Origin of the sequence: Nocardia sp. NPDC058658 (assembly GCF_042716665.1) — a bacterium.
Classification (GTDB): domain Bacteria; phylum Actinomycetota; class Actinomycetes; order Mycobacteriales; family Mycobacteriaceae; genus Nocardia.
On sequence record NZ_JBHXRR010000001.1, the window covers coordinates 81338 to 100838 of the forward strand.

18 protein-coding genes are annotated in these 19501 nt (G+C 67.5%); 8 read left to right on the forward strand and 10 right to left on the reverse strand.

Annotation, left to right across the window (positions count from 1 at the left end; translation table 11 throughout):
* Window positions 1–113 precede the first annotated feature (113 nt).
* From ACFWUP_RS00470 to ACFWUP_RS00480, 3 genes are all read right to left on the reverse strand, one after another.
* Window positions 114–707: a hypothetical protein gene (locus ACFWUP_RS00470; RefSeq protein ID WP_379229494.1), complete on the reverse strand. Its 594-nt coding sequence runs from the start codon at window positions 705–707 to the stop codon at window positions 114–116.
* Window positions 708–792: 85 nt separating this feature from the next.
* On the reverse strand, window positions 793–1533 hold the full coding sequence (locus ACFWUP_RS00475) for a TetR/AcrR family transcriptional regulator (protein ID WP_379229495.1): 741 nt from the start codon (window positions 1531–1533) through the stop codon (window positions 793–795).
* A gap of 7 nt (window positions 1534–1540) precedes the next feature.
* The gene (locus tag ACFWUP_RS00480; RefSeq protein ID WP_379229496.1) at window positions 1541–2254 is read right to left on the reverse strand and encodes a MerR family transcriptional regulator; all 714 of its coding nucleotides are present in this window, start codon (window positions 2252–2254) and stop codon (window positions 1541–1543) included.
* Between the two features lie 100 nt (window positions 2255–2354).
* Here ACFWUP_RS00480 and ACFWUP_RS00485 point away from each other — a divergent pair, with 100 nt between their 5' ends.
* Together ACFWUP_RS00485 and ACFWUP_RS00490 are read left to right on the forward strand one after the other, a co-directional pair.
* The gene (locus tag ACFWUP_RS00485) at window positions 2355–4082 is read left to right on the forward strand and encodes a GMC oxidoreductase (RefSeq protein ID WP_379229497.1); all 1728 of its coding nucleotides are present in this window, start codon (window positions 2355–2357) and stop codon (window positions 4080–4082) included.
* A 118-nt stretch (window positions 4083–4200) separates the two neighbouring features.
* Window positions 4201–4407, forward strand: a complete 207-nt coding sequence (locus tag ACFWUP_RS00490) for a hypothetical protein (protein ID WP_379229498.1) — start codon at window positions 4201–4203, stop codon at window positions 4405–4407.
* A gap of 11 nt (window positions 4408–4418) precedes the next feature.
* Here ACFWUP_RS00490 and ACFWUP_RS00495 read toward each other — a convergent pair whose 3' ends face one another.
* From ACFWUP_RS00495 to ACFWUP_RS00525, 7 genes are all read right to left on the reverse strand, one after another.
* Entirely contained in the window at window positions 4419–5300 is an 882-nt protein-coding gene (locus ACFWUP_RS00495) for a DUF5995 family protein (RefSeq protein ID WP_379229499.1), read from the reverse strand.
* 95 nt (window positions 5301–5395) lie between these two features.
* Window positions 5396–6973 (reverse strand): regulator, encoded by a 1578-nt coding sequence (locus ACFWUP_RS00500; protein WP_379229500.1) that lies wholly within the window; start codon window positions 6971–6973, stop codon window positions 5396–5398.
* 15 nt (window positions 6974–6988) lie between these two features.
* A complete protein-coding gene (locus ACFWUP_RS00505) occupies window positions 6989–7666 on the reverse strand; it encodes a cysteine hydrolase family protein (RefSeq protein ID WP_379229501.1) in 678 nt (225 codons plus the stop codon).
* Window positions 7663–9048: an allophanate hydrolase gene (locus ACFWUP_RS00510; RefSeq protein ID WP_379229502.1), complete on the reverse strand. Its 1386-nt coding sequence runs from the start codon at window positions 9046–9048 to the stop codon at window positions 7663–7665. The genes ACFWUP_RS00505 and ACFWUP_RS00510 overlap by 4 nt, the downstream gene beginning before the upstream one ends.
* A 57-nt stretch (window positions 9049–9105) precedes the next feature.
* On the reverse strand, window positions 9106–9768 hold the full coding sequence (locus tag ACFWUP_RS00515) for a GntR family transcriptional regulator (protein ID WP_379229503.1): 663 nt from the start codon (window positions 9766–9768) through the stop codon (window positions 9106–9108).
* A 42-nt stretch (window positions 9769–9810) separates the two neighbouring features.
* A complete protein-coding gene (locus ACFWUP_RS00520; protein WP_379229504.1) occupies window positions 9811–11253 on the reverse strand; it encodes a hypothetical protein in 1443 nt (480 codons plus the stop codon).
* Between the two features lie 442 nt (window positions 11254–11695).
* Window positions 11696–12625, reverse strand: coding sequence for an IclR family transcriptional regulator (locus ACFWUP_RS00525; protein WP_379229505.1), 930 nt, complete (start codon window positions 12623–12625; stop codon window positions 11696–11698).
* A gap of 77 nt (window positions 12626–12702) precedes the next feature.
* Between ACFWUP_RS00525 and cysD the strand changes: the two genes are divergently transcribed.
* The 6 genes from cysD to ACFWUP_RS00555 all read left to right on the forward strand — a co-directional run bounded on the left by cysD (window position 12703) and on the right by ACFWUP_RS00555 (window position 19485).
* Window positions 12703–13608: a sulfate adenylyltransferase subunit CysD gene (cysD, locus tag ACFWUP_RS00530; RefSeq protein WP_379229506.1), complete on the forward strand. Its 906-nt coding sequence runs from the start codon at window positions 12703–12705 to the stop codon at window positions 13606–13608.
* Window positions 13608–15524: an adenylyl-sulfate kinase gene (gene cysC / locus ACFWUP_RS00535; RefSeq protein WP_379229507.1), complete on the forward strand. Its 1917-nt coding sequence runs from the start codon at window positions 13608–13610 to the stop codon at window positions 15522–15524. The genes cysD and cysC overlap by 1 nt, the downstream gene beginning before the upstream one ends.
* A complete protein-coding gene (locus ACFWUP_RS00540) occupies window positions 15521–16741 on the forward strand; it encodes a hypothetical protein (protein WP_379229508.1) in 1221 nt (406 codons plus the stop codon). The genes cysC and ACFWUP_RS00540 overlap by 4 nt, the downstream gene beginning before the upstream one ends.
* Window positions 16738–17523, forward strand: a complete 786-nt coding sequence (locus ACFWUP_RS00545) for an SDR family oxidoreductase (protein ID WP_379229509.1) — start codon at window positions 16738–16740, stop codon at window positions 17521–17523. The genes ACFWUP_RS00540 and ACFWUP_RS00545 overlap by 4 nt, the downstream gene beginning before the upstream one ends.
* Window positions 17524–17535: 12 nt before the next feature.
* Entirely contained in the window at window positions 17536–18669 is a 1134-nt protein-coding gene (locus ACFWUP_RS00550; RefSeq protein ID WP_379229510.1) for a sulfotransferase family protein, read from the forward strand.
* 237 nt (window positions 18670–18906) lie between these two features.
* Window positions 18907–19485, forward strand: a complete 579-nt coding sequence (locus tag ACFWUP_RS00555; protein ID WP_379229511.1) for a Uma2 family endonuclease — start codon at window positions 18907–18909, stop codon at window positions 19483–19485.
* Window positions 19486–19501 lie beyond the last annotated feature (16 nt).

The following is a 19501-nucleotide window of genomic DNA, read 5'->3' on the forward strand; positions in this document are numbered from 1 at the left end:
GCGCCGTCACACCGTTAACCAAGAATAACTGAGACGCCCAGTCCCACACAAGTCTGACGCGATAAATTTTCGCGCCACGGATATTCGGCCCGAATCATCCCCCTGAACTGGACTTATTCGACGAGCAGAACTACCAACTGACGAGCCAGATCGACGTCGCCGGGGCCACCGAGCCAGATCAAGGGGCGGCGCTGGTCGAGGTGGTCCAGCGCTTCGGGAAGCGAGGCGAAAATGCGGTCGGCGCGTACGACGCACACCTGGGGAACGGGCTCGGAGACGTCGGGCCCACCGTCGACATCGAGGGCCAGCGACCCGGTAGACGCATCACCGGCGACCGCGTCGCGCACCACCGCCTCGCCGCGCTCGACCGAGTCCGAACCGCTGTGTACGACCAGGTGTCCGGGCGCGCCTGCCCAGTGGTCCAGCCACGCCGGTCCGGGTTCGACCGCGGCGAGCACCGTTTGCACGCTCATGCCGTAGAGGACGTCGGCGACCGCAGCGGGCAGGCCGGCGACGTCTACGGTGCGCACCACCGCACCGTGCTCGCGCACCCGTTCGACGAACCGGGCAACCACCTCGGCCCGCTCGGCCGGATCCACGAGCGCATGCCGACCCGTCGACCGGCGCATGGGTACCCGACGCTCGTCCTCGGGCAGGTCGAGCAGCCCGTCACGGACCCGGCGCAAGATCTCCTCGCGGGAATTCACTCGCCGCACTCTCCTTCTTGTGGCGACACCCGCGCCGCCGTTCACGCATACCTCTCCCCACATACCGCGGGAACTCTTCAGATCGCTACCGTACCGACCGGTCCACATCATCCGGGCGCGGCACGACGAAGCCGAGCAGATGCAGTTGCTGGTCGACGTTCAGGTCGAAGATCTCGGCGCGATCGGCGAAGGTGTCGCGGCCGTACATGTCGAACACGTCGAAGTTCACGGCGCCGAACAGCGTGGTCCAGGCGGTGAGGGCGACCGCGATCACCCGATCGGGAGCGGAGAGCCCGAACTGCTCTCGGATCGTCGCGAAATCGGCGGCGGTACGCGGGGTGATTGCCGGGCCGGATGCAGACACGCTGAGCTGGCCCTGACGGTAGGCGCTGTCGATGATGCCGAGCAGGGTCGCGATCACCCGCACGCCCGGCGCCTCGGTGTCGGCGGCGGGTGCGGCGTAGCCGGGGACGGGTGTGCCGAAGAGCAGGCCGTACCAGGCGGGCTCGGCCAGTGCCCATTCGCGCACGGCCCGCGCGGTCACCCGGTAGCGGGACGCGGGGTCAACGGGTGCCTCGAGCAGTGCCGTGTCGACGGCGTCGCCGAGTGCGTTGTAACCGTCGACCACCAGCAGGGTCAGCAGTTCGTCACGGCTGCGGACGTACCGGTACACCGCCGAGGACACGACACCGAGGTCGCGGGCGACGGCGCGCAGCGACAGTGCCGCGGCGCCGTGGGTGGCGAGGTGCTCGCGGCCGATGCGTTTGATGTCGGCGATCGTCTGCGCGCGGGCGAGTGCGCGCGGACCTGGTTGATCGGAGCTCATCGTCGCATCATCGCCCACTCGCGGCGCGGGCCGGCGCACGGCGGGCCGTGGTGTCGTCTTCGGCGGCGGCCCGTTCGACCTCCGCGGCGAGCGTCGCCCCGCCCACCTCCCATGCCATCGCGAGCAAGGGGTCGCGGAAGCGGCTCAGGTCGACACCGACTCCCTCGCCGCCGTAGCCGGTACCCGCAGCGTCACGCACCGTGTGCACCAGTTCGTCGGCGAGCACGGCGATGCGCGATTGGATCATGGTCCGCAGTACCCCGCTGAGCGTGATGTCGATGCCGACGTCGTAGAGGACGAGCGCGGCTTTGAACATCGAGTGGTCCCCGACGAACCAGCGCGCGCCGCGGCGTTCCAGATACCCGGCCGACACGAGTTCGGTGAGTACGTCGGCACCGCGGTCACCCAGCAGCACGACGAGTTCGGCGTCATCGATGAAAGAAGCGCGCTCCACGGCCTGGCTCGCGCGCGGATCGAACAGCGCGCGCCAGTCACCGGTCTGCGGTTCGGTGTCGAAGACCTCGCGGATGGCGTCGAGGCGCAGCCCGCGCGCCTGCATGGCGACGATGTCACGCAATCGGTCCAGGTGCTCGTCGGAGTAGACGACTTCCTTGCCGGCGCGGCTGGGTTTCGGCAGCACGCCGAGGGAGTGGTAATAGCGGATGGTGCGCGACGCCACGCCGCTGACGTCGGCGAGTTCCGCTCGGGTGTATCGGGCCACCCGACCAGCATAGGGCGAGCCGAAAACCTACTTTGACAGCTCTGGCTGTCGGCGTTAGCGTTACCCGCGTCACTGTCGACACCGATCGAGGAGCTCCCCCATGCCCGAGCGCACCACCGATTTCGACGTTCTGATCGTCGGCTCAGGCTTCGGTGGCAGTGTCACCGCACTGCGCCTGGTGGAGAAGGGCTACAAGGTCGGCGTCATCGAAGCCGGTCGCCGCTTCGCCGATGACGAACTGCCCAAAACCAGCTGGGACCTGCGCAAATTCGTGTGGGCGCCCAAGCTCGGCTGCTACGGCATCCAGCGCATCCACCCGCTGCGCGACGTCCTGATCCTGGGCGGCGCCGGTGTCGGCGGTGGTTCGCTGAACTACGCCAACACTCTCTACGTGCCGCCGGAGCCGTTCTTCCAGGACCCGCAGTGGCGCGAGATCACCGACTGGCGCACCGAGCTGACCCCTTATTACGAGCAAGCGAAGAAGATGCTCGGTGTGGTGACAAATCCCCATATGACGCCGGCCGACGAGATCTTCAAATCTGTCGCCGAGGACATGGGTGTGGGCGAGACCTTCGTGCAGACGCCCGTCGGCGTGTTCTTCGGAACCCCGGGCGAGACCGAGGCCGACCCGTACTTCGGCGGCGCCGGTCCCGAGCGGACCGGTTGCGTGGAATGTGGCGACTGCATGGTCGGCTGCAAGTTCGGCGCCAAGAACACCCTGGTGAAGAACTACCTGTACCTCGCGGAAAAGGCTGGGGTGCAGGTCATTCCGATGACCACGGTGTCGGCGTTGCGGCCGCTGCCCGACGGCACATGGGATGTTGCCACCGAGCGCACCGGTGCCTGGGTGCGCAAGGCGCCCAAGACTTTGACCGCCAAGCACGTGGTGCTCGCGGCGGGCACTCTCGGCACGCAGAAGCTGCTGCACGCGATGCGCGACGAAGGTGCGCTGCCGAACCTGTCGGACAAGCTCGGCCTGCTCACCCGCACCAACTCCGAGTCGATCGTCGGCGCGGCGACCAGGACGCTAGGCCCGGATCAGGATTTCACCAAGGGTGTCGCGATCACCTCGTCGATCCACCCCACGCCCGACACCCACGTCGAGCCGGTTCGCTACGGCAAGGGCTCGAACTCGATGGGCATGCTGCAGACGCTCATGGTCGACGGTGGCGGACGGTGGCCGCGGTGGCTGCGGTTCCTCGGCCTCGTGCTGACCAACCCCCTGACCTTCCTCCGCTTCTTGAGCACGAAGAACTGGAGTGAGCGCACGATCATCTCGCTGGTGATGCAGCACCTCGACAACTCGATCACCACCTACACCAAGCGCGGACTGTTCGGTGGGCGCAAGCTGACCTCCAAACAGGGCCACGGCCAACCGAATCCGACCTGGATCCCGGCGGGCAACGATGTGACGCGACGGGTCGCGGAGAAGATCGGCGGCGTCGCCGGCGGCACCTGGGGTGATGTGTTCAATGTGCCGATGACCGCGCACTTCCTCGGCGGCGCGGCGATCGGCGCCGACCGTGAGCAGGGCGTGATCGACGCCTACCACCGCGTGTACGGCTACCCGACGCTCAGCGTCGTCGACGGTGCGGCCGTGTCGGCCAACCTCGGCGTCAACCCGTCGCTCACCATCACCGCCCAGGCCGAGCGCGCGGCCGCGTACTGGCCGAACAAGGGCGAGGTCGACACCCGTCCCGAGCAGAGCGCCGGTTACACCAAGATCGCCCCGGTCCGCCCGGTCCAGCCGGTCGTGCCCGCCGGTGCGCCTGCCGCGCTGGTGCTGCCGATCGTCGAGATCCGTAGTTCGGAGAAGACCGCAGGCTGATTCGACGAAAGACGGCCCCGGCCTTGCGGTTACCCACCGCGAGCCGGGGCTGTTTCGTTTCCCGGCCACGTACTATCGGTGCTGTCGGCGGGGAGGCCTGCGATGGCGGTACTGCTGGGTGGCGCTCGCCCGCGCGGCGGATGGCTCGACCAGGTCCGCGAGCGGGCGTGGGCAATCACTGGCGACGGCCGTGATCGCCGCCATCACGGTTCGCGCGCTGATCCGCAATCCGGTCTCGGCGCCGACCTGGATCCACCAGATTCTTGCGCTCGACGACATCGGTCGTGATTCGCTCGCTGCCGATTTCCGGTTCGACCGCTCCTGACGCCGACTCGATCAGAGTGCGTTGATGCGGGCCAGCGCTTCGAAGGCCAGATCGCCCGCCTGCCACAACGCCGAGATCTCGGTGCGGACAGCGGGCGCGAGGGCTGGGTCCTGCAGGGCGAGGCCGTTGGTGAAGATCACCGTGTTGGCGCCGAGGTCGGCGGCGATGAGCATCTGCTCGGTGGCGACTCCGGCGCCGAACAGCTGGTCGAGGCCCTCGCCGACGAAGTAGAACCGCCACAGCGGTCCGAGGTCGGCGCCGTAGGCCGCCTTCGTTCGGTCGATGATCACGTCGCCGACCGAGGCGATGCCTGCCACGATCTTGAAGTAGTCCGGTGCGTTCTCGGGCTTGCTACCGACCGCCGCCACCGCATACGTCAGGTCGACGGTCAGATGTGCGTTGTAACCGGCCATGGCCGTGCGAGCACGGGATGCGCCGCAGTCCTTGGCGAGCGAAAAGTAATGCGCCCATTGAGGTTCCGCGATGCCGCCGGTGAACTCGGCATGCAGGTTGTCGAGGAATCGACGCAGCAGGTCGAGGCTGATCGCGTGGGCGTACTCGCGGTTGACGAAGGCGGCGGGGTCGCGCTGCATCGGCATCACCGCGGCGTATTCGACGCCGTCGAGCCCGATCGCGAACAGTCCACGCAGGTCACGATGTTCGACGAGGATCTCGGTGATTCGATGATGGCGTGCCACCGCGTCGTCGAGCCGGTCCAAGCTGTCGGCGCCGTCGATCGCCGACGTGTCGGACAACCGCGCGAGCTCGGCGATGTCGGTCTGTGACAGGGTCGATCCGCACGCGGTGTCCTGCACCGCGCCCGCTGCCGGGCCTACGGGCAACCCCAGCGCCACGACCGTGACACAGGCTGCGATTCCACTCGATACGCGCACGCGCTGATTCCACCACCCCATCGGGCCGTTCGTGCATCGACGCGCGTGCCGACACGCCTGGCGGGCGTGTCGGCGTGGCGAATTGCTGACCCCGGCTATCGAGGTTCGCTGTCTTCTACCGCGATCTCGGCGGTAGGCAGCAGCGAGTAGGCCAGGCACACGAGCGCGAAGAACAGGTATCCCAGTGCCACACCGGGCGCGGCAGCCCATTCCACCGCGTGCGCGTGGATCAGTCCGATCCAGCTCAGTGCCGCACCGATGAGCGCCGCCGCTCCCGCCGCCCGGAATCGTTTGTCGAGAATGAACGTGACGATCGCACCTAGCACCAGACCGGCCAGCACCGCACCGGAGCCGAATACCTTCAGCCCGTCATAGACCACACCCGCCTGCCCGAGCGCGTCGGACCCGACCTTCGCCGCCGAGGTCCCCGCCGCGGACAGCGCGTTGTCGATCTGGGTGACGGCCCACTCCGCCAGGTTGGGCAGCAGGGCGGCCACGACCGCGACCGCGTGGATGCGCGGCACCGCCTGAAACGCTTGCGCACCGATCAGCAGGCCGATGTAGAGCAGGATCGGGACGATCGCCGGAATCGGCAGCAGCGTCGCGAGAATGCCGAAAAGGCCGAGCAGGCACATGATTCCGATGGTCAGGCCGCTGGCGAGCGAGTAGCCGGTGCGCCCGCCCGCGTCCTTCCATCCGGGGTGGCCGATGTAGACCGCCGGCGGGAACGGGGAGCCGAAGCCCGCGCCGATCACCGCGCCGAAGCCGTCGGCCAGCAGCACGCTGCGCAGGTTGTAGTTGTCGCCGGCCGCCGCGGCGCTTTCCACATTGCTCATGGCTTCGGTGAAGTTGTAGATGCCCAGCGGGATGGCGGTCGCCAGCAGCGGAGCAAGGTTGCTCAGGCCGTCGAAGAGCAGGCCGAGGCGCAGATCCGGCAATCCGAGCGCGATGTCGTGTGCTGCCTGGGCGACGTCGGGTGCTGACATGTACCCGCCGATCCAGCCGATCGCCGTGCCGACCAGCAGCGCGACCAAGCCGACCGGGATGTTGCCCGGCAGCTTGATGTCGGTGAAGAAGCCGATCAGGATGATGGCCATCACCGGCAGCCCGATCCAGGCCACCTCCCACATCTGCGCGGCCGGGCGCATGGCGATGAAGGTGATCGAGATTCCGGCCAGGGTGCCGAGCATCGCCGCCCGCGGGGTGACCTTGCGGATGTAGGGGCCGACGAAGGCACCGATCATCACGATCACGCCGATCATGAAAGCCCAGGCCAACCCAGCTGCCCACGCCCGCAATGGATCTCCGGTCGCCAGGTAGATCGGCAACATCACCACGAACACCACGATGAACATGTGCGGCACGCTCGGCCCGTAGGGCAGTGCGGTGACGTCGGTGCGTCCTTCGCGGCGGGCCAGGCGCCGCGCGAGCAGCATGTAGTAGAGGTTGCCGAGTACGAGGGCGATACCGAGGGCGGGCAGCACCGTGCCGAGGACATCGGTGCTCGGGATCTTCACCACGGCGATGGTGAGGGTGGTCAGGGTGAGGACGTTGACCAGGATGTTGAACGCCAGCCCGAAGAAGGCGTTGGTGTCTCCCCTGGTCCACCACGGAAGTGCCAGTGGTGCGGGTTGTTCCGGAGTGGTGGTCGTTTTCGAGGTGTCGACGGACATGGTGGATCCTGTTCGCTAGGCCGTGACGGTGGTGCCGAGTGCGGCGATGACATCCGCGGAGTCGGCCACCCAGCCGAAGATCGCGCCCTGGGCCGCGATCATCGCCAGTCCGACGCGCTGGAATTCGGGAAAGTACGAGCCGACGCAGTCCGCGACGACGAGGCATTCGTAGCCGCGATCATTGGCCTCGCGGACGGTGGTGTGCACGCAGACCTCGGTGGTGACACCGGCGACGAGCAGGGTGGTGATCGAATTCTGTTGCAGCACAGTGGCGAGTTCGGTCGCGTAGAAGGCACCCTTGCCCGGTTTGTCGATGACGGTCTCGCCGGCGACCGGTGCCAGCTCGTCGATGATGTCGTGCCCGTATTCGCCGCGAATCAGGATGCGCCCGAAGCGGCCCGGGTCGCCGATGCGCTGAGACGGGTTGCCGCGCTGCAGTTTCGATGAAGGGCAGTCGGAGAGGTCGGGCAGGTGACCCTCTCTGGTATGGATCACCGTCATGCCCGCGGCCCTGGCGGATGCGAGCAGGGCGGCGAGGGGTTCGATGACGGTGCGCAAGAGCGCCACGTCGTTGCCGAGGCTTTCGCCGAAGCCACCGGGCAGCAAGAAGTCTCGCTGCATGTCGATGATGATGAGCGCGGTCGTGGTGGTTTCGAAGGTGAACGGGCCTGGGGTGGCGGGAATTTCGGTCATCGTCGCTCCTGGAGAGATACCGGGCCGAGGTGGTGGGGCAGCGCCGCGGTGCGGGGTTCGTCCAGGAGCCGTGCGGCGGCGGCGAGAACGATGTCGTCGGCCAGTGCCGGGCCGACAACCATGAGCGAGACCGGCCTGCCGTCGCGGGTGGTGCCTGCGGGGACCGCGATCGCGGTCAAGTCGAGGAGGTTGCCGAAGTGGGTGTAGTGGCCGAGGACGGTGTTGGTGGCGATGGGGTCGGCCAGTACCTCCGGCACCGTGAAGGTGGTGCCGATGGTCGGCACCACGACCACGTCGACCTCGTCCCAGATCCGGGCCACCTCGGCACGCAGTTCCTGCAATCGTTGCTGGGCGCGGAACACGTCCACCGCGCTGAATCGCCGTCCGCTGTCGAGGATTTCCCGGATCACAGGCAGGATCGAGTCGGGGCGTTCGGTCAGGAACTCCTCGAATTCGACCAGGCGTTCCGCAACCCACGGGCCTTGGTAGAGCAGCGCGCCCGCCGCCAGGAACGGTGTGAGTGTCGTGTCGACGCAGCTGAATCCCTTGCCGGGCAGCCTGTCCCGCGCGCCGAGGTGGGCCGCGCGCATGGCGTCGTCACCGAAGAACTCGAGTTCGTCCGGCGCCGGTAGTCCGAGGCGGATCGGACCGCCGGGGAATCGCCCTCCCCTGGCGCGGGTCCACGGGTCCTCGTGATCGATCGCCATGATCACATCGGCGACCAGGTCCAGGTCCTCGACGGTGCTCGCCATGAGGGTGAGGCAGTCCAGCGACTTGCACGCGGGCACGAGCCCGACGGTGCTGATCAGGCCACGTGACGGCTTCCAGCCGACGATGCCGTTGAGCGCGGCGGGCACCCGGCCCGAACCCGCGGTATCGGTGGCCACACAGAACGGCACCTGGCCGAGTGCGACCGCGAGCGCCGATCCGGAACTCGAACCGCCGGAGATCAGGTCGCCGCCGAAGACACTGCGCGGCACCGGGTATGGGGTACGGGTGCCGTTGAGGCCGGTCGCGAACTGGTCGAGATTGGTCTTGCCGACGAACAGCGCACCCGCGTCGAGCAGACGCTGCACCGCCGGCGCGGTGCGGGTGGCGAGGTAGGCGTAGTCGGGGCAGGCCAGCGTTGTCGGGTAGCCGGCGACATCGATACTGTCCTTCACTCCGAACGGCACGCCGTACAGCGGCAGCGTTCGTGCGCCTGGCATCCGCTCGATAGCCGCTGCGGCCGCGAGCAATTCGGCACGGGGCACCGGCGTGATCCAGGTGCCGTCGTCGCCGCGCGCGGCGATCGCGTCGGCCACCCGCGCCGCGGTTCTGGTCGGGGAGCCTGTGCCGCCCTGATGCTGGGCGAGGATTTCCGTGACCGTAGAGCCTGTCATGTTGTCGATTGTCGACAGAATGCGTGACGGCGGTGGGCTCCGTGTGTTTCGGATGTGTTAGGAGATACCGAGTTTCAGGTATGTTTGCTCGCCGTGGCGGCGGAGCGCGGCCTCCGCCCGGAGCGGGTCGTTGGTCTCCAGCGCGGCGAGCAACTCCTGATGCCTGCGCACCCCTTCCCGCCGGGCGCCCACCTCGCTTTCCTCACGCAGATTGCGTGCCATCGCGAGCTGTAGCTTCACGAGGATCTGTTCGTACACCAGGTCCAGCTGCCGATTGCCTGCCAGCGCGACGATCTCGGCGTGGAAGCGGCGGTGGGCGTCATCCCGAGCGACCCAGTCCTTGCGCCGGTCGGTGGCAGTGAGCTCCGCGAGGGCGGTGCGTACGCGCCCCAGCCGCAGGTCCTCGCTCGGGAGCGCGACGGACAGCGCGTGCTGTTCCAGGGCCCGCCGCACTTCGAACAGCTGCACGATGTCGTGTGCCGACCACACCACCACGCGATACCCGCGGCGCGGCAGATGTTCGACAAGGCCCTGTTCGGCCAAGCGGCGCAACGCTTCCCGCACCGGCGCGCGGCTGATACCCAACTGCGCGCACAGCGCTTCCTCGCCGACCCGCTCCCCCGGCGCCAAGGCACCGCTGAGCACCACCGCGCGCACGTGTTCGGCGGTCATCTCCACCAGACTCGCCGGGAGGTCGGTCGAATTCGATGCGGCCGTCATGAGTCGAGTCTACGAACACCGACGGCGCGGGGTTTGCCGCCGCTAGACCAGGCGCAGGCTGTTGATCATCTTCTTGGCCTGGTCCGCGGTGAGTTCGTCGACGGCGTTGCGGTCGACGAGGATGGTCAGCACCAGGACGGCGCCCGCGGCATTGCGGAAGCCGAAGGTGTAGATGGAGTACGCGTTCGCGGTACAGCCAGGGAGCGCAGGGGTCCAGGGACCCGAGGATTCCACGAACTGACCCTCGATGCCGCTCTGGGTTTTCATCGAGGTCGCCGCCGTGACCTTGCCGCCGGTCCGGTCCGAATAGCCGCCCTCAGCGGAGCTTTTCGCGATGGCGGTGGCGGCGGCCGCCAGATCCTTCTCGGTGCTCGAGGTGACCGCGGCCATGGCTCGATACGCCGAGCCCGCGCAGTAGGCTCGGCCCTCGGTGGCCTGGCCGCGCCCGTCGATCGTGGCGAAGTTGTTGGTGATCTCCAGCGGATCTGTTGCGGCGTGGATCGTCCAGGCGGTCGGCACGTCGTAGGCGACGCGATAGGTCGGGATCAACACGCCTTTCGAGCCCGGCGCGATCGGCGCGGTGCTGGTGCCCGACAACGGAGCGGCCTTTGTCGTCGTGATGGCTGTCGAACTCGGCGCGGCCGAGGTTTCGTCGGAGGAGCCGCCCGCGAACGCCAGTGCGACTGCCACGCCCACCGCCAGCACCACGATCACGGCGACCACCGCGATGATCACGCCTTTGCCACCTTTGCGAGGTGGTGGCGGCGAATACGGCTGCGGCGCACCGGAATAGCCGTACTGAGGCTGGCCGTACGCCGGTTGCCCGCCGAATGGTTGCTGTCCCGGTCCGAACTGCTGCCCGTATGGCTGCTGGCCGGCCCCTGTGTACGGACCCTGACCCGTCGGGGGCTGCCCGTACGGTTGTTGCCCGGTCCACGGCTGCCCGCCCGCCGGCGGCGCATACGGATGCTGCCCACTACCGGGCTGCCCCGGTCCCGGCTGCTGCCACTGCGACCCGGTACCCGACGGCCCAAACGGCTGCTGCCCGAACACGGTCGGATCCGCGAGCGGCTGCACCCCCGACGCCGACTGTCCCGGCAACGGATGCTGGCCACTGCCAGGCTGCCCCGGTCCCGGCTGCTGCCACTGCTGCCCGGTTCCCTGCGGTCCGAACGGCTGCTGACCGAAAACGGTGGGGTCCGCGGGCGGGTGCTGTCCGCTGTTGGGCTGGGCCGGTGGTGGTTGCCAGGTTGGCTGTTGGCCGGTGGGTTGCGCGAAGACGGTCGGCGGCGCGATGGGGTGTTGCCCGCTGCCGGGCGGGGTCGGCGTCGACTCCGGGGTGGGCGGCGCGCCGTCCTGTGGTCGGGCAGCCTGGTCGTTGGGCTGCCGCAGGAGGGTGGGGTCGGCGGAGGGTCGGTCGGCGGGGTCCGGGGTGGGGCCCGACAGTCCGGGTGCCTCCCACCACCGATCGGCGTCGTTTGCCACGTCCGTAGTCCTTCCTCGCCCTCTGACGCCACGACCGTCGAGCACGGGTCGCGTTCGGTCAGATCCACCCGTCAGCGTAATGGCCAGGAGCCGCTACCGAGTACTCGAAACAGCGCCATCGAAACCTGTTCGGTGCGATAGGCGTTCGAGAGCACACCCCGCGGACGGACACGAGCCCCTCGAAGTTCTGCGATTTCGGACAGCGACGACACACTCCGCCCCAGATCGCCCGCCGCTTTCATCGGCGAGACGTCGGTCCCCCAGCGCAACTCCGACCCCCGAGCGCCACAGCCGACGCCACTCCCCAGCTCGGCGACGGTGATTCGGTCCCCGCAGCGGAGCCGAGGCCGACGGGACCGAGACATCCGACGGCAATTCGCTCCGCCCCCAACGGACGTCACCCCCAGTCCGCCGACCGAGACTCGGCCCGCCCCAACGGACGTCACTCCCCCGGTTCGCCGACGGTGATTCGCTCCGCCGCGGCGACTGTCGCCCACCCCAGTTCCCCCAAAGCCCGAGTGGACAGACGAGTGTCGGGGCAGCTGACGACCGCCGCGACGACCGCACTGTTGCGGTCGCGAACGGGGGCGGCCAGCGTGACGACGGCGTTCTCGGAGCCGAGTTCGTCGGGGAGGTAGTCGATGGTGATCAGTTCGGTGATGACCGAGCCCAATTGGGCCCGCAGCGCTGCGGTGACCGGCGAATCTCGCAGGCCCGCCAAGACTTCCAGCATGGGGGCCGAATCGTCGACCAGGCGTTCGACCGAATAGCCGCGGGTGCGAATCTCGGCGAGCACACGGGCGAGGCGTTCCCGGTGGGCCGGATCTGCGGCAGCGAGCCATGCCTTCTGCGCGGATTCCGGTGCCCAGGCGACGAATTCGCGACAGACCGGCGGAGCGAGCGGGAGGCGACGACCCGGACGAATCCAGCCTGCCGACGGATCCCCGACCACTTCCGTGACCACGATGCTGTCACCGGCGCGCTCGGCGAGGAACACCGGCACCCCGGCCTCTTCGGACAGCAGTCGTAGATGCGGAACAGCCGTGCGCCGCAACGGAAACGCCGCTTCGGCACGCCGTGCCACCGTCAACAACCGCAACCCGATGCCATAGCAACCGTCCTCGTCGCGCACCGTCCACCCGTCGGCGGTGAGCTGCGCGAGCACGGCGTGCGCGGTGGCGCGCGACAGTCCCGACTCGCGCACGATCCGGGCCAGCGACAGCCGTTCGGTTGCCCGCCGCGACAGCAGCTCGAGCACCTTCACCACCCGCTGCGTCGGCGGTGATGCCGCGCCGGGGATTTCGGCATCGCCCATCGAATCCGGGGTCACCTCTTGACCGGCGCGCTCGGCCCGGCTTATCGTCGGTGTCACAATACCGAACAATAACGTCGAATATTCGACACCGCAACCCGTCGGGAGGATTCCCGGCGAAACGAAGTGGGTGAGCAGTGCAAGCGGGGTACGAGTTATCGCATCTGGCAGCCTTGGAGGCCGAGTCGGTGCACATCTTCCGGGAGGTCGCGGCCACTCTCGCGCGACCGGCCCTGCTCTTCTCCGGCGGCAAGGATTCCGCCGTACTGCTGCACCTGGCGCGGCGCGCGTTCTGGCCCGCGCCGCTGCCGTTTCCGCTGCTGCACGTGGACACCGGCCACAATTTCGACGAGGTGATCGAGTTCCGCGATCGCACCGCGCAGCGCACCGGGGCACGCCTCGAGATCGCCAGGGTCCAGGACGACATCGACGCGGGCCGCGCGGTCGAACGCCCCGGCGGCACCCGCAACCCGTTGCAGACCACCACCTTGCTGCGCGCCATCGGCGAACACCGGTTCGACGCGGCGTTCGGCGGTGCGCGCCGGGACGAGGAGAAGGCCCGAGCCAAGGAGCGAGTATTCAGCTTCCGCAACAGTTTCGGAGAATGGGACCCGCGCGCGCAGCGGCCCGAGGTCTGGAACCTCTACAACGGCCGCCACCAGCCCGGTGAACACATCCGGGTGTTCCCGCTGTCGAACTGGACCGAACTCGATATCTGGGAGTACATCGATCGCGAGGCCGTCGAGCTGCCGTCGCTGTACTACGCGCACCGGCGTCAGGTCATCGAACGCGACGGAATGCTGCTCTCCGCAACACGATTCGTCTCCCCGGCGCCCGGCGAACGCACCTTCGAGGCCACGGTCCGTTTCCGCACGGTCGGCGACGCGACCTGCACCGGCTGTGTCGAGAGCACCGCCGACACCCCGGCGAAGGTGATCGCCGAGACCGCCGCCACCCGGCTCACCGAGCGCGGCGCCACGCGTGCCGACGACCGGATCTCCGAGACCGGCATGGAAGACCGCAAGCGAGAGGGCTATTTCTGATGCGCCGCAACCTGTTACGACTGGCGACCGCGGGCAGCGTCGACGACGGTAAGTCCACCCTCATCGGCCGCTTGCTCTACGACTCCAAGTCCCTGTTCGACGACCAACTCGCCGCCATCGAACGTGTCAGCACCGAACGTGGTGGCGCGGCAGCGGATCTCGCACTGGTGACCGATGGCCTGCGGGCCGAACGCGAGCAGGGCATCACCATCGATGTCGCCTACCGCTACGTGACCACGCCGCGCCGAAAGTTCGTCATCGCCGACACCCCCGGCCACGTCCAGTACACGCGCAATATGGTGACCGGCGCGTCCACCGCGGACCTCGCGCTGATCCTCGTCGACGCCCGCACCGGCGTTTCCGAGCAGACCCGCAGGCATGCGTTCCTCGCGACGCTGCTGGGCGTACCGCACCTGGTGGTGTGCGTGAACAAGATGGACCTGGTCGGCTGGTCGCAAGAGCGTTTCGAGGAGATCCGCACCGAATTCGCCGCGTTCGCCGCCAAATTGACCGTAGGCGACCTGAGCTTCGTGCCCGTTTCGGCGCTGCTCGGCGACAATGTGGTCGACGGCTCCGAACACATGGCCTGGTATCCGGGGCCACCGCTGCTGCGCCACCTCGAGGATGTGCACATCGCCTCGGACCGCAATCTGATCGATGCCCGGCTGCCGATCCAGTACGTCATCCGGGGACTCGACCACCGCAGTTACGCGGGCACCGTCGCGGGCGGCATCTTCAAGCCCGGCGACGAAGTGGTGGTACTACCTGCCGGTCGGTCTTCGCATGTCCGGGAGATCTGGGGTCCGGGCGGGACCAAGGTCGACGAGGCGTTCACCGGAATGGCCGTCTCGCTCACGCTGGACGACGACCTCGATGTGGGGCGCGGGGACCTGCTTGCCCGACCGGGCAACCGTCCGCATATCGGCGTCGAGCTCGATGCGATGGTGTGCTGGTTCTCGGAGACTTCGCAGTTGCGCGAGGGTGCCCAGTACCTGGTGCGCACCGCCGCGCAGACCTCCTCCGCCCAGGTCACGGCGATCGACTACCGCCTCGACGTGAACACGCTGCACCGGGTGGCGGACGTGGAGTCCCTCTCGCTCAACGACATTGCGCGCATTCGGTTGCGCAGCCGTCATCCCTTGCTGTCGGATCCATATCAGGAGAATCGGCGCACGGGCAGTTTCATCCTGATCGATCCGGTGACCGATCAGACCGTCGCCGCGGGGATGGTGACCGGCCGGGAGACCGGTGGAGCGCAGGTCGACCGGCATAATCACGCAATCGAGCCGCTTTCAGTCAATATTCTGACTGAAACGAGCCCGATTGTGCGATTACGCCAGTCCGTCGTGTGGCATCGGTCCGCGGTGGAGCGCACCGAGCGGGCCCACCTCGGCGCCACGATCTGGCTGACCGGACTGTCCGGCTCGGGGAAGTCGACGATCGCGGTCGAACTGGAGCGCCAGCTGGTCGCTGCCAACCGCCCCGCCTACCTGCTCGACGGGGACAATCTGCGGCATGGTCTCAACGCAGGCCTCGGCTTCTCCCCTGCCGACCGGGACGAGAACGTTCGCCGGGTCGCCGAAGCGGCCGCCTTGTTCGCCGATTCCGGCACCGCGGCGATCGTGTCGGCGATCAGTCCTTTCGCCGCCCAGCGAGCCAACGCCCGGCTCATCCATGCCGACCGGGAACTGCCCTTCCACGAGATATTCGTCGACACCCCGCTGCCGGAATGCGAACGCCGCGACCCGAAGGGCCTCTACGCCAAGGCCCGTGCCGGTGAACTGCCCGGCTTCACCGGAATCGGCTCGCCGTACGAACGCCCCGAGCACGCCGACCTCGTCATCACACCCGACCTCGGGTCCCCATCTGACATCGCCGCCCACATTCTCCGAGAACTAGGAATCGCAGACCGTTGACCCATTCCAGTACCACCACCGAAGCAGATACCAGCAGTTCAGGACCGCCACCGCTGACCGCACCGTTCCTCGCCGCCGTCGCCCAGGCCGAAACACTCATCGCCGGAGCAGAATTCGTCCGCAGCGACCAGGATCTCGCCGAGGGCTACGACTATCTCGCCGCGAGTATCGCTGCCTGCCTTCGTCTTTCGGGCGCCCATGGCACGTCGCATCCCTACTTCGTGTCCTCGACCGGGCCGTACGCCAAGATGGGCCTCGACAACCCGGACACCCTCTACTACCACGCCAATATCGAACCCACGGCCGAGTACGTGGTGAGCGGGGTCCGTGGCAGCACCGTCGACCTGAGTTTCCAAGTGCTCAAAGGGGATTACACCGCGACGGACGTGCCCGGCGGTGCCGACGCGTTCGACGACCGGCGCATTCCGATCGCCGCCGACGGCAGCTTCTCCCTTCGCTTCGGACCCCTGAAACCTGACGCAGGCCCGGACTACTTCCCGCTCGGGGAAGGTGCGTCCATGTTGGCCGTGCGGGAGGTCTACAGCGACTGGTCCGAGCGCAAGGGCTCGATTCGGATCGAACGCGTCGACACCATCGGCACCGCACCCGTCGAACCGGACCTGGCGCGCCTGCGCAAACGCTACGGCGCGGCAGCGAAAATGCTGCTCACGCGGGTGCACACCTGGTTCAACTTCCCGAAGTGGTTCTATCTCGACCTGCCGGTGAACACCCTCACCGCACCCCGGCTCACCCCCGGCGGACTGAGCACCCAGTACTCCTCGGTCGGACATTTCGATCTCGCCGACGATCAGGCGCTGGTGATCACCGTCCCGAAGTCGGATGCGCCGTATCAGGGTTTCCAGCTGGGCAGCCTCTGGTACATCTCCCTGGACTACGTCAACCATCAGACCAGCCTCAATCACGCTCAGGCGCAGGTGGATTCGGACGGCATGATCCGGATGGTGGTGAGCAAGCAGGATCCGGGCATCGCGAACTGGATCGAGACCACCGGCCGCACGCGCGGCATCCTGCAGTTCCGGTGGCAGCGCACGGATCGGCCGATGACCGAGGCCGACGGTCCGACCGTTGCCGTAGTGCCGATCGGCGAAGTCGCGCAACACCTTCCGTATTTCGAACACAACCGGATCGACGCCGCGGGTTGGCGCGACCGGATCTCGGCCCGGCAGCGGGCTTTCGCCGAAAGGATGCTGGGATGAGCGGGGCACTGTTGGACGGCAAAGTTGTCGTTGTTTCCGGGGTCGGACCGGGTCTGGGCCGGTCGATCTGCCTGGAGGCGGCCGCGGCGGGGGCCACGGTCGTGCTCGCGGCGCGCACCGAATCCCGTCTACTCGAGGTGGCCGGCGAAATCGAGGCCACGGGGGGCGCCACGCTGAGCGTGCCCACCGACATCACCGATGCTGCTGCGGTCCAGAATCTCGTGGCGCGCACGGTCGACACCTTCGGGCGGGTCGACGCGCTCGTGAACAACGCGTTCTCGGTGCCGTCGATGAAACCCCTCGACCGCACCGACTTCGACCACATCCGGTCGAGTTTCGACATGACGGTGCTCGGTGGTCTGCGGATGACGCAGGCGTTCACGCCCGCTCTCGCCGAGTCCAAAGGTGCTGTGGTGATGATCAATTCGATGGTCGTGCGCCATTCCGAGCCCCGGTACGGCAGCTACAAACTCACCAAGGCCGCGCTGCTGGCCATGTCGCAAACCTTGGCCACCGAACTGGGCGGCAAGGGTGTGCGGGTCAACAGCGTATTGCCCGGCTACATCTGGACCGACCAGCTGAAGTGGTACTTCGGCCAGGTCGCCGAGAAGTACGGCATCACCATCGAGCAGGTCTACGAGCAGACCGCGTCGAAATCCGATCTCAAGCGCCTGCCCGAACCCGACGAAATCGCCCGTGCTGTCGTGTTTCTCGCTTCCGGGTGGTCGTCGGCGATCACCGGTCAGACCCTCGACGTCAACTGCGGCGAATACCACAACTAGGAGCTTTCGACGATGACTGTGCGCACCGATGTCGGCACCGTGGCCGACCTGCACGCCTCCGCCACCAAACTCACCGGCCTCACCGATTTCGGCCCAGACGACTACACCGAGGCGTTGCAGGTGTTGCTCGACTCGTATCGCGACGAGGCCGGGCTCACCGAACTGGGCTCGAAGATGTCGCGCTTCTTCCTGCGGGGCACGCTGGTCGCCAGAGCGCTGAGCGAAGCCGCGTGGGCGGCAAACCCCGAATACATCGAAACACCGGTCACCCAACCGATTTTCGTCACCGGCCTGCCCCGTACCGGCACCACCGCACTGCACCGGTTACTGGCCACCGATCCCGCCAATCAGGGCTTGGAGATGTGGCTGACCGACTTCCCGCAGCCCCGCCCGCCGCGCGACACCTGGGCCGACAACCCCGCCTACCAGCAGATCGACGCGGGCTTGCGACAGCACCAGGTGCAGAATCCCGAATTCATGGGCCTGCACTACATGAGCGCTTCCGACGTGGAGGAATGCTGGCAACTGCTGCGCCAGTCGGGCATGTCGCATTCCTACGAATGCCTCGCCTACGTCCCGGGCTATTCGCAGTGGCTGGCCGGTCAGGACTGGACCCCCGCCTACGCCCGACACCGCCGCAACCTGCAGCTCATCGGCATGAACGACACCCGCCGCTGGGTCCTCAAGAACCCCAGCCACCTGTTCTGCCTCGACGCACTCCTGGCGACCTACCCCGACGCCGTCGTCATCCAAACCCACCGCGACCCCGCCACCATCATTCCCTCGGTCTGCAGCCTCAACGAACACGCCAGCCGAGGCTGGTCCACGGTCTTCACCGGCGAAACCATCGGCCGCACCCAACTCGACCTGTGGTCGCGCGGCCTCGCCGAATTCACCGCCGCCCGCACCCGCCACCCCGAAGCCACCTTCATCGACGTCGACTTCGACGACCTCCGCACCAACCCCCTCGACGTCGTCGACACCATCTACACCCGCATCGGCACCCCCCTCACCCCCGAAGCCCGCACCGCCATCACCACCCTCGACAACGAAAGCCGCACCGGCGCCCGCAAACCCACCCACCACTACTCCCTCGCCGACTACGGCCTGACGGAGGAAATCGTCGTCGAACGATTCAGCAGCTGACCCCGAACATTCGCCATCGACGGTCATCGGATAGACGCGATCCGCGGGCGATTCGATGTCGCCGTTGACATCGAATCGCTGCGAAGCCGCGCTTCCAGCTGCGCCACTCGGCAGCGAATTGACAGCGCACGAGCCGGCAACCGCCTCGTGCGCACTACCCACGGCACACGCGACCCGACTGGCTCAACGTGCGACAATGGCACCAGGACGCAGTGGACGAGCATGCGGAGGCTGAGGATGACGGTCGAGATGGTGCCGAGCCCGCGCGGGCGACCGATCACCGTCGCCGAGTTCGACGCTCTGCCGACCGACACCAGCCAACGTTACGAGATCGAGAACGGACTCTTGCTCGTGAACGCTCGCCCGGCTCCACCGCACAGTCGCGCGATCCAACGCTTGCTCGTCCAATTGAACGGCCAGCTCCCGAGCGGTTGGGAGGCATTCGCGGAAATCGAGGCCGAACTCAGCGGCAAGTCCCCCCGGCGCGTGCCGGATGTAGTGGTCGGGCCAGTCGAGATCGACGAACAAGCCCGAATTCGCAGCGACCAGATCGCGCTAGCAGTCGAGGTCGCCTCATCCGGCGAGTCAGCGGTGCGCGACTACTCCATCAAGGCGGGCGAATACGCCGCCAATCGCATCGCCCACTACTGGGTGATCGACCTCATCGACGCCGAATCGGTCGGCCTCACGATCTACACACTCGACGACGACGGCGACTACCGGATCACTCCTCGCGCCACCGACACGGTGCACGTGAACGAACCATTCCCCCTGACCATCGATCTGAACGTCCTCACCGGTCGACGCACCACCTGATCACCCCTGCCAGCGG

Coding starts and splice junctions, on each gene's coding strand:
- ACFWUP_RS00510 (WP_379229502.1), bottom strand. CDS start 9,048: ATGACAGGCTCTACGGTCACGGAAATCCTCGCCCAGCATCAGGGCGGC.
- ACFWUP_RS00550 (WP_379229510.1), top strand. CDS start 17,536: ATGACTGTGCGCACCGATGTCGGCACCGTGGCCGACCTGCACGCCTCC.
- ACFWUP_RS00500 (WP_379229500.1), bottom strand. CDS start 6,973: ATGTCCGTCGACACCTCGAAAACGACCACCACTCCGGAACAACCCGCA.
- ACFWUP_RS00505 (WP_379229501.1), bottom strand. CDS start 7,666: ATGACCGAAATTCCCGCCACCCCAGGCCCGTTCACCTTCGAAACCACC.
- ACFWUP_RS00475 (WP_379229495.1), bottom strand. CDS start 1,533: ATGAGCTCCGATCAACCAGGTCCGCGCGCACTCGCCCGCGCGCAGACG.
- ACFWUP_RS00555 (WP_379229511.1), top strand. CDS start 18,907: ATGACGGTCGAGATGGTGCCGAGCCCGCGCGGGCGACCGATCACCGTC.
- ACFWUP_RS00545 (WP_379229509.1), top strand. CDS start 16,738: ATGAGCGGGGCACTGTTGGACGGCAAAGTTGTCGTTGTTTCCGGGGTC.
- ACFWUP_RS00485 (WP_379229497.1), top strand. CDS start 2,355: ATGCCCGAGCGCACCACCGATTTCGACGTTCTGATCGTCGGCTCAGGC.
- cysC (WP_379229507.1), top strand. CDS start 13,608: ATGCGCCGCAACCTGTTACGACTGGCGACCGCGGGCAGCGTCGACGAC.
- ACFWUP_RS00515 (WP_379229503.1), bottom strand. CDS start 9,768: ATGACGGCCGCATCGAATTCGACCGACCTCCCGGCGAGTCTGGTGGAG.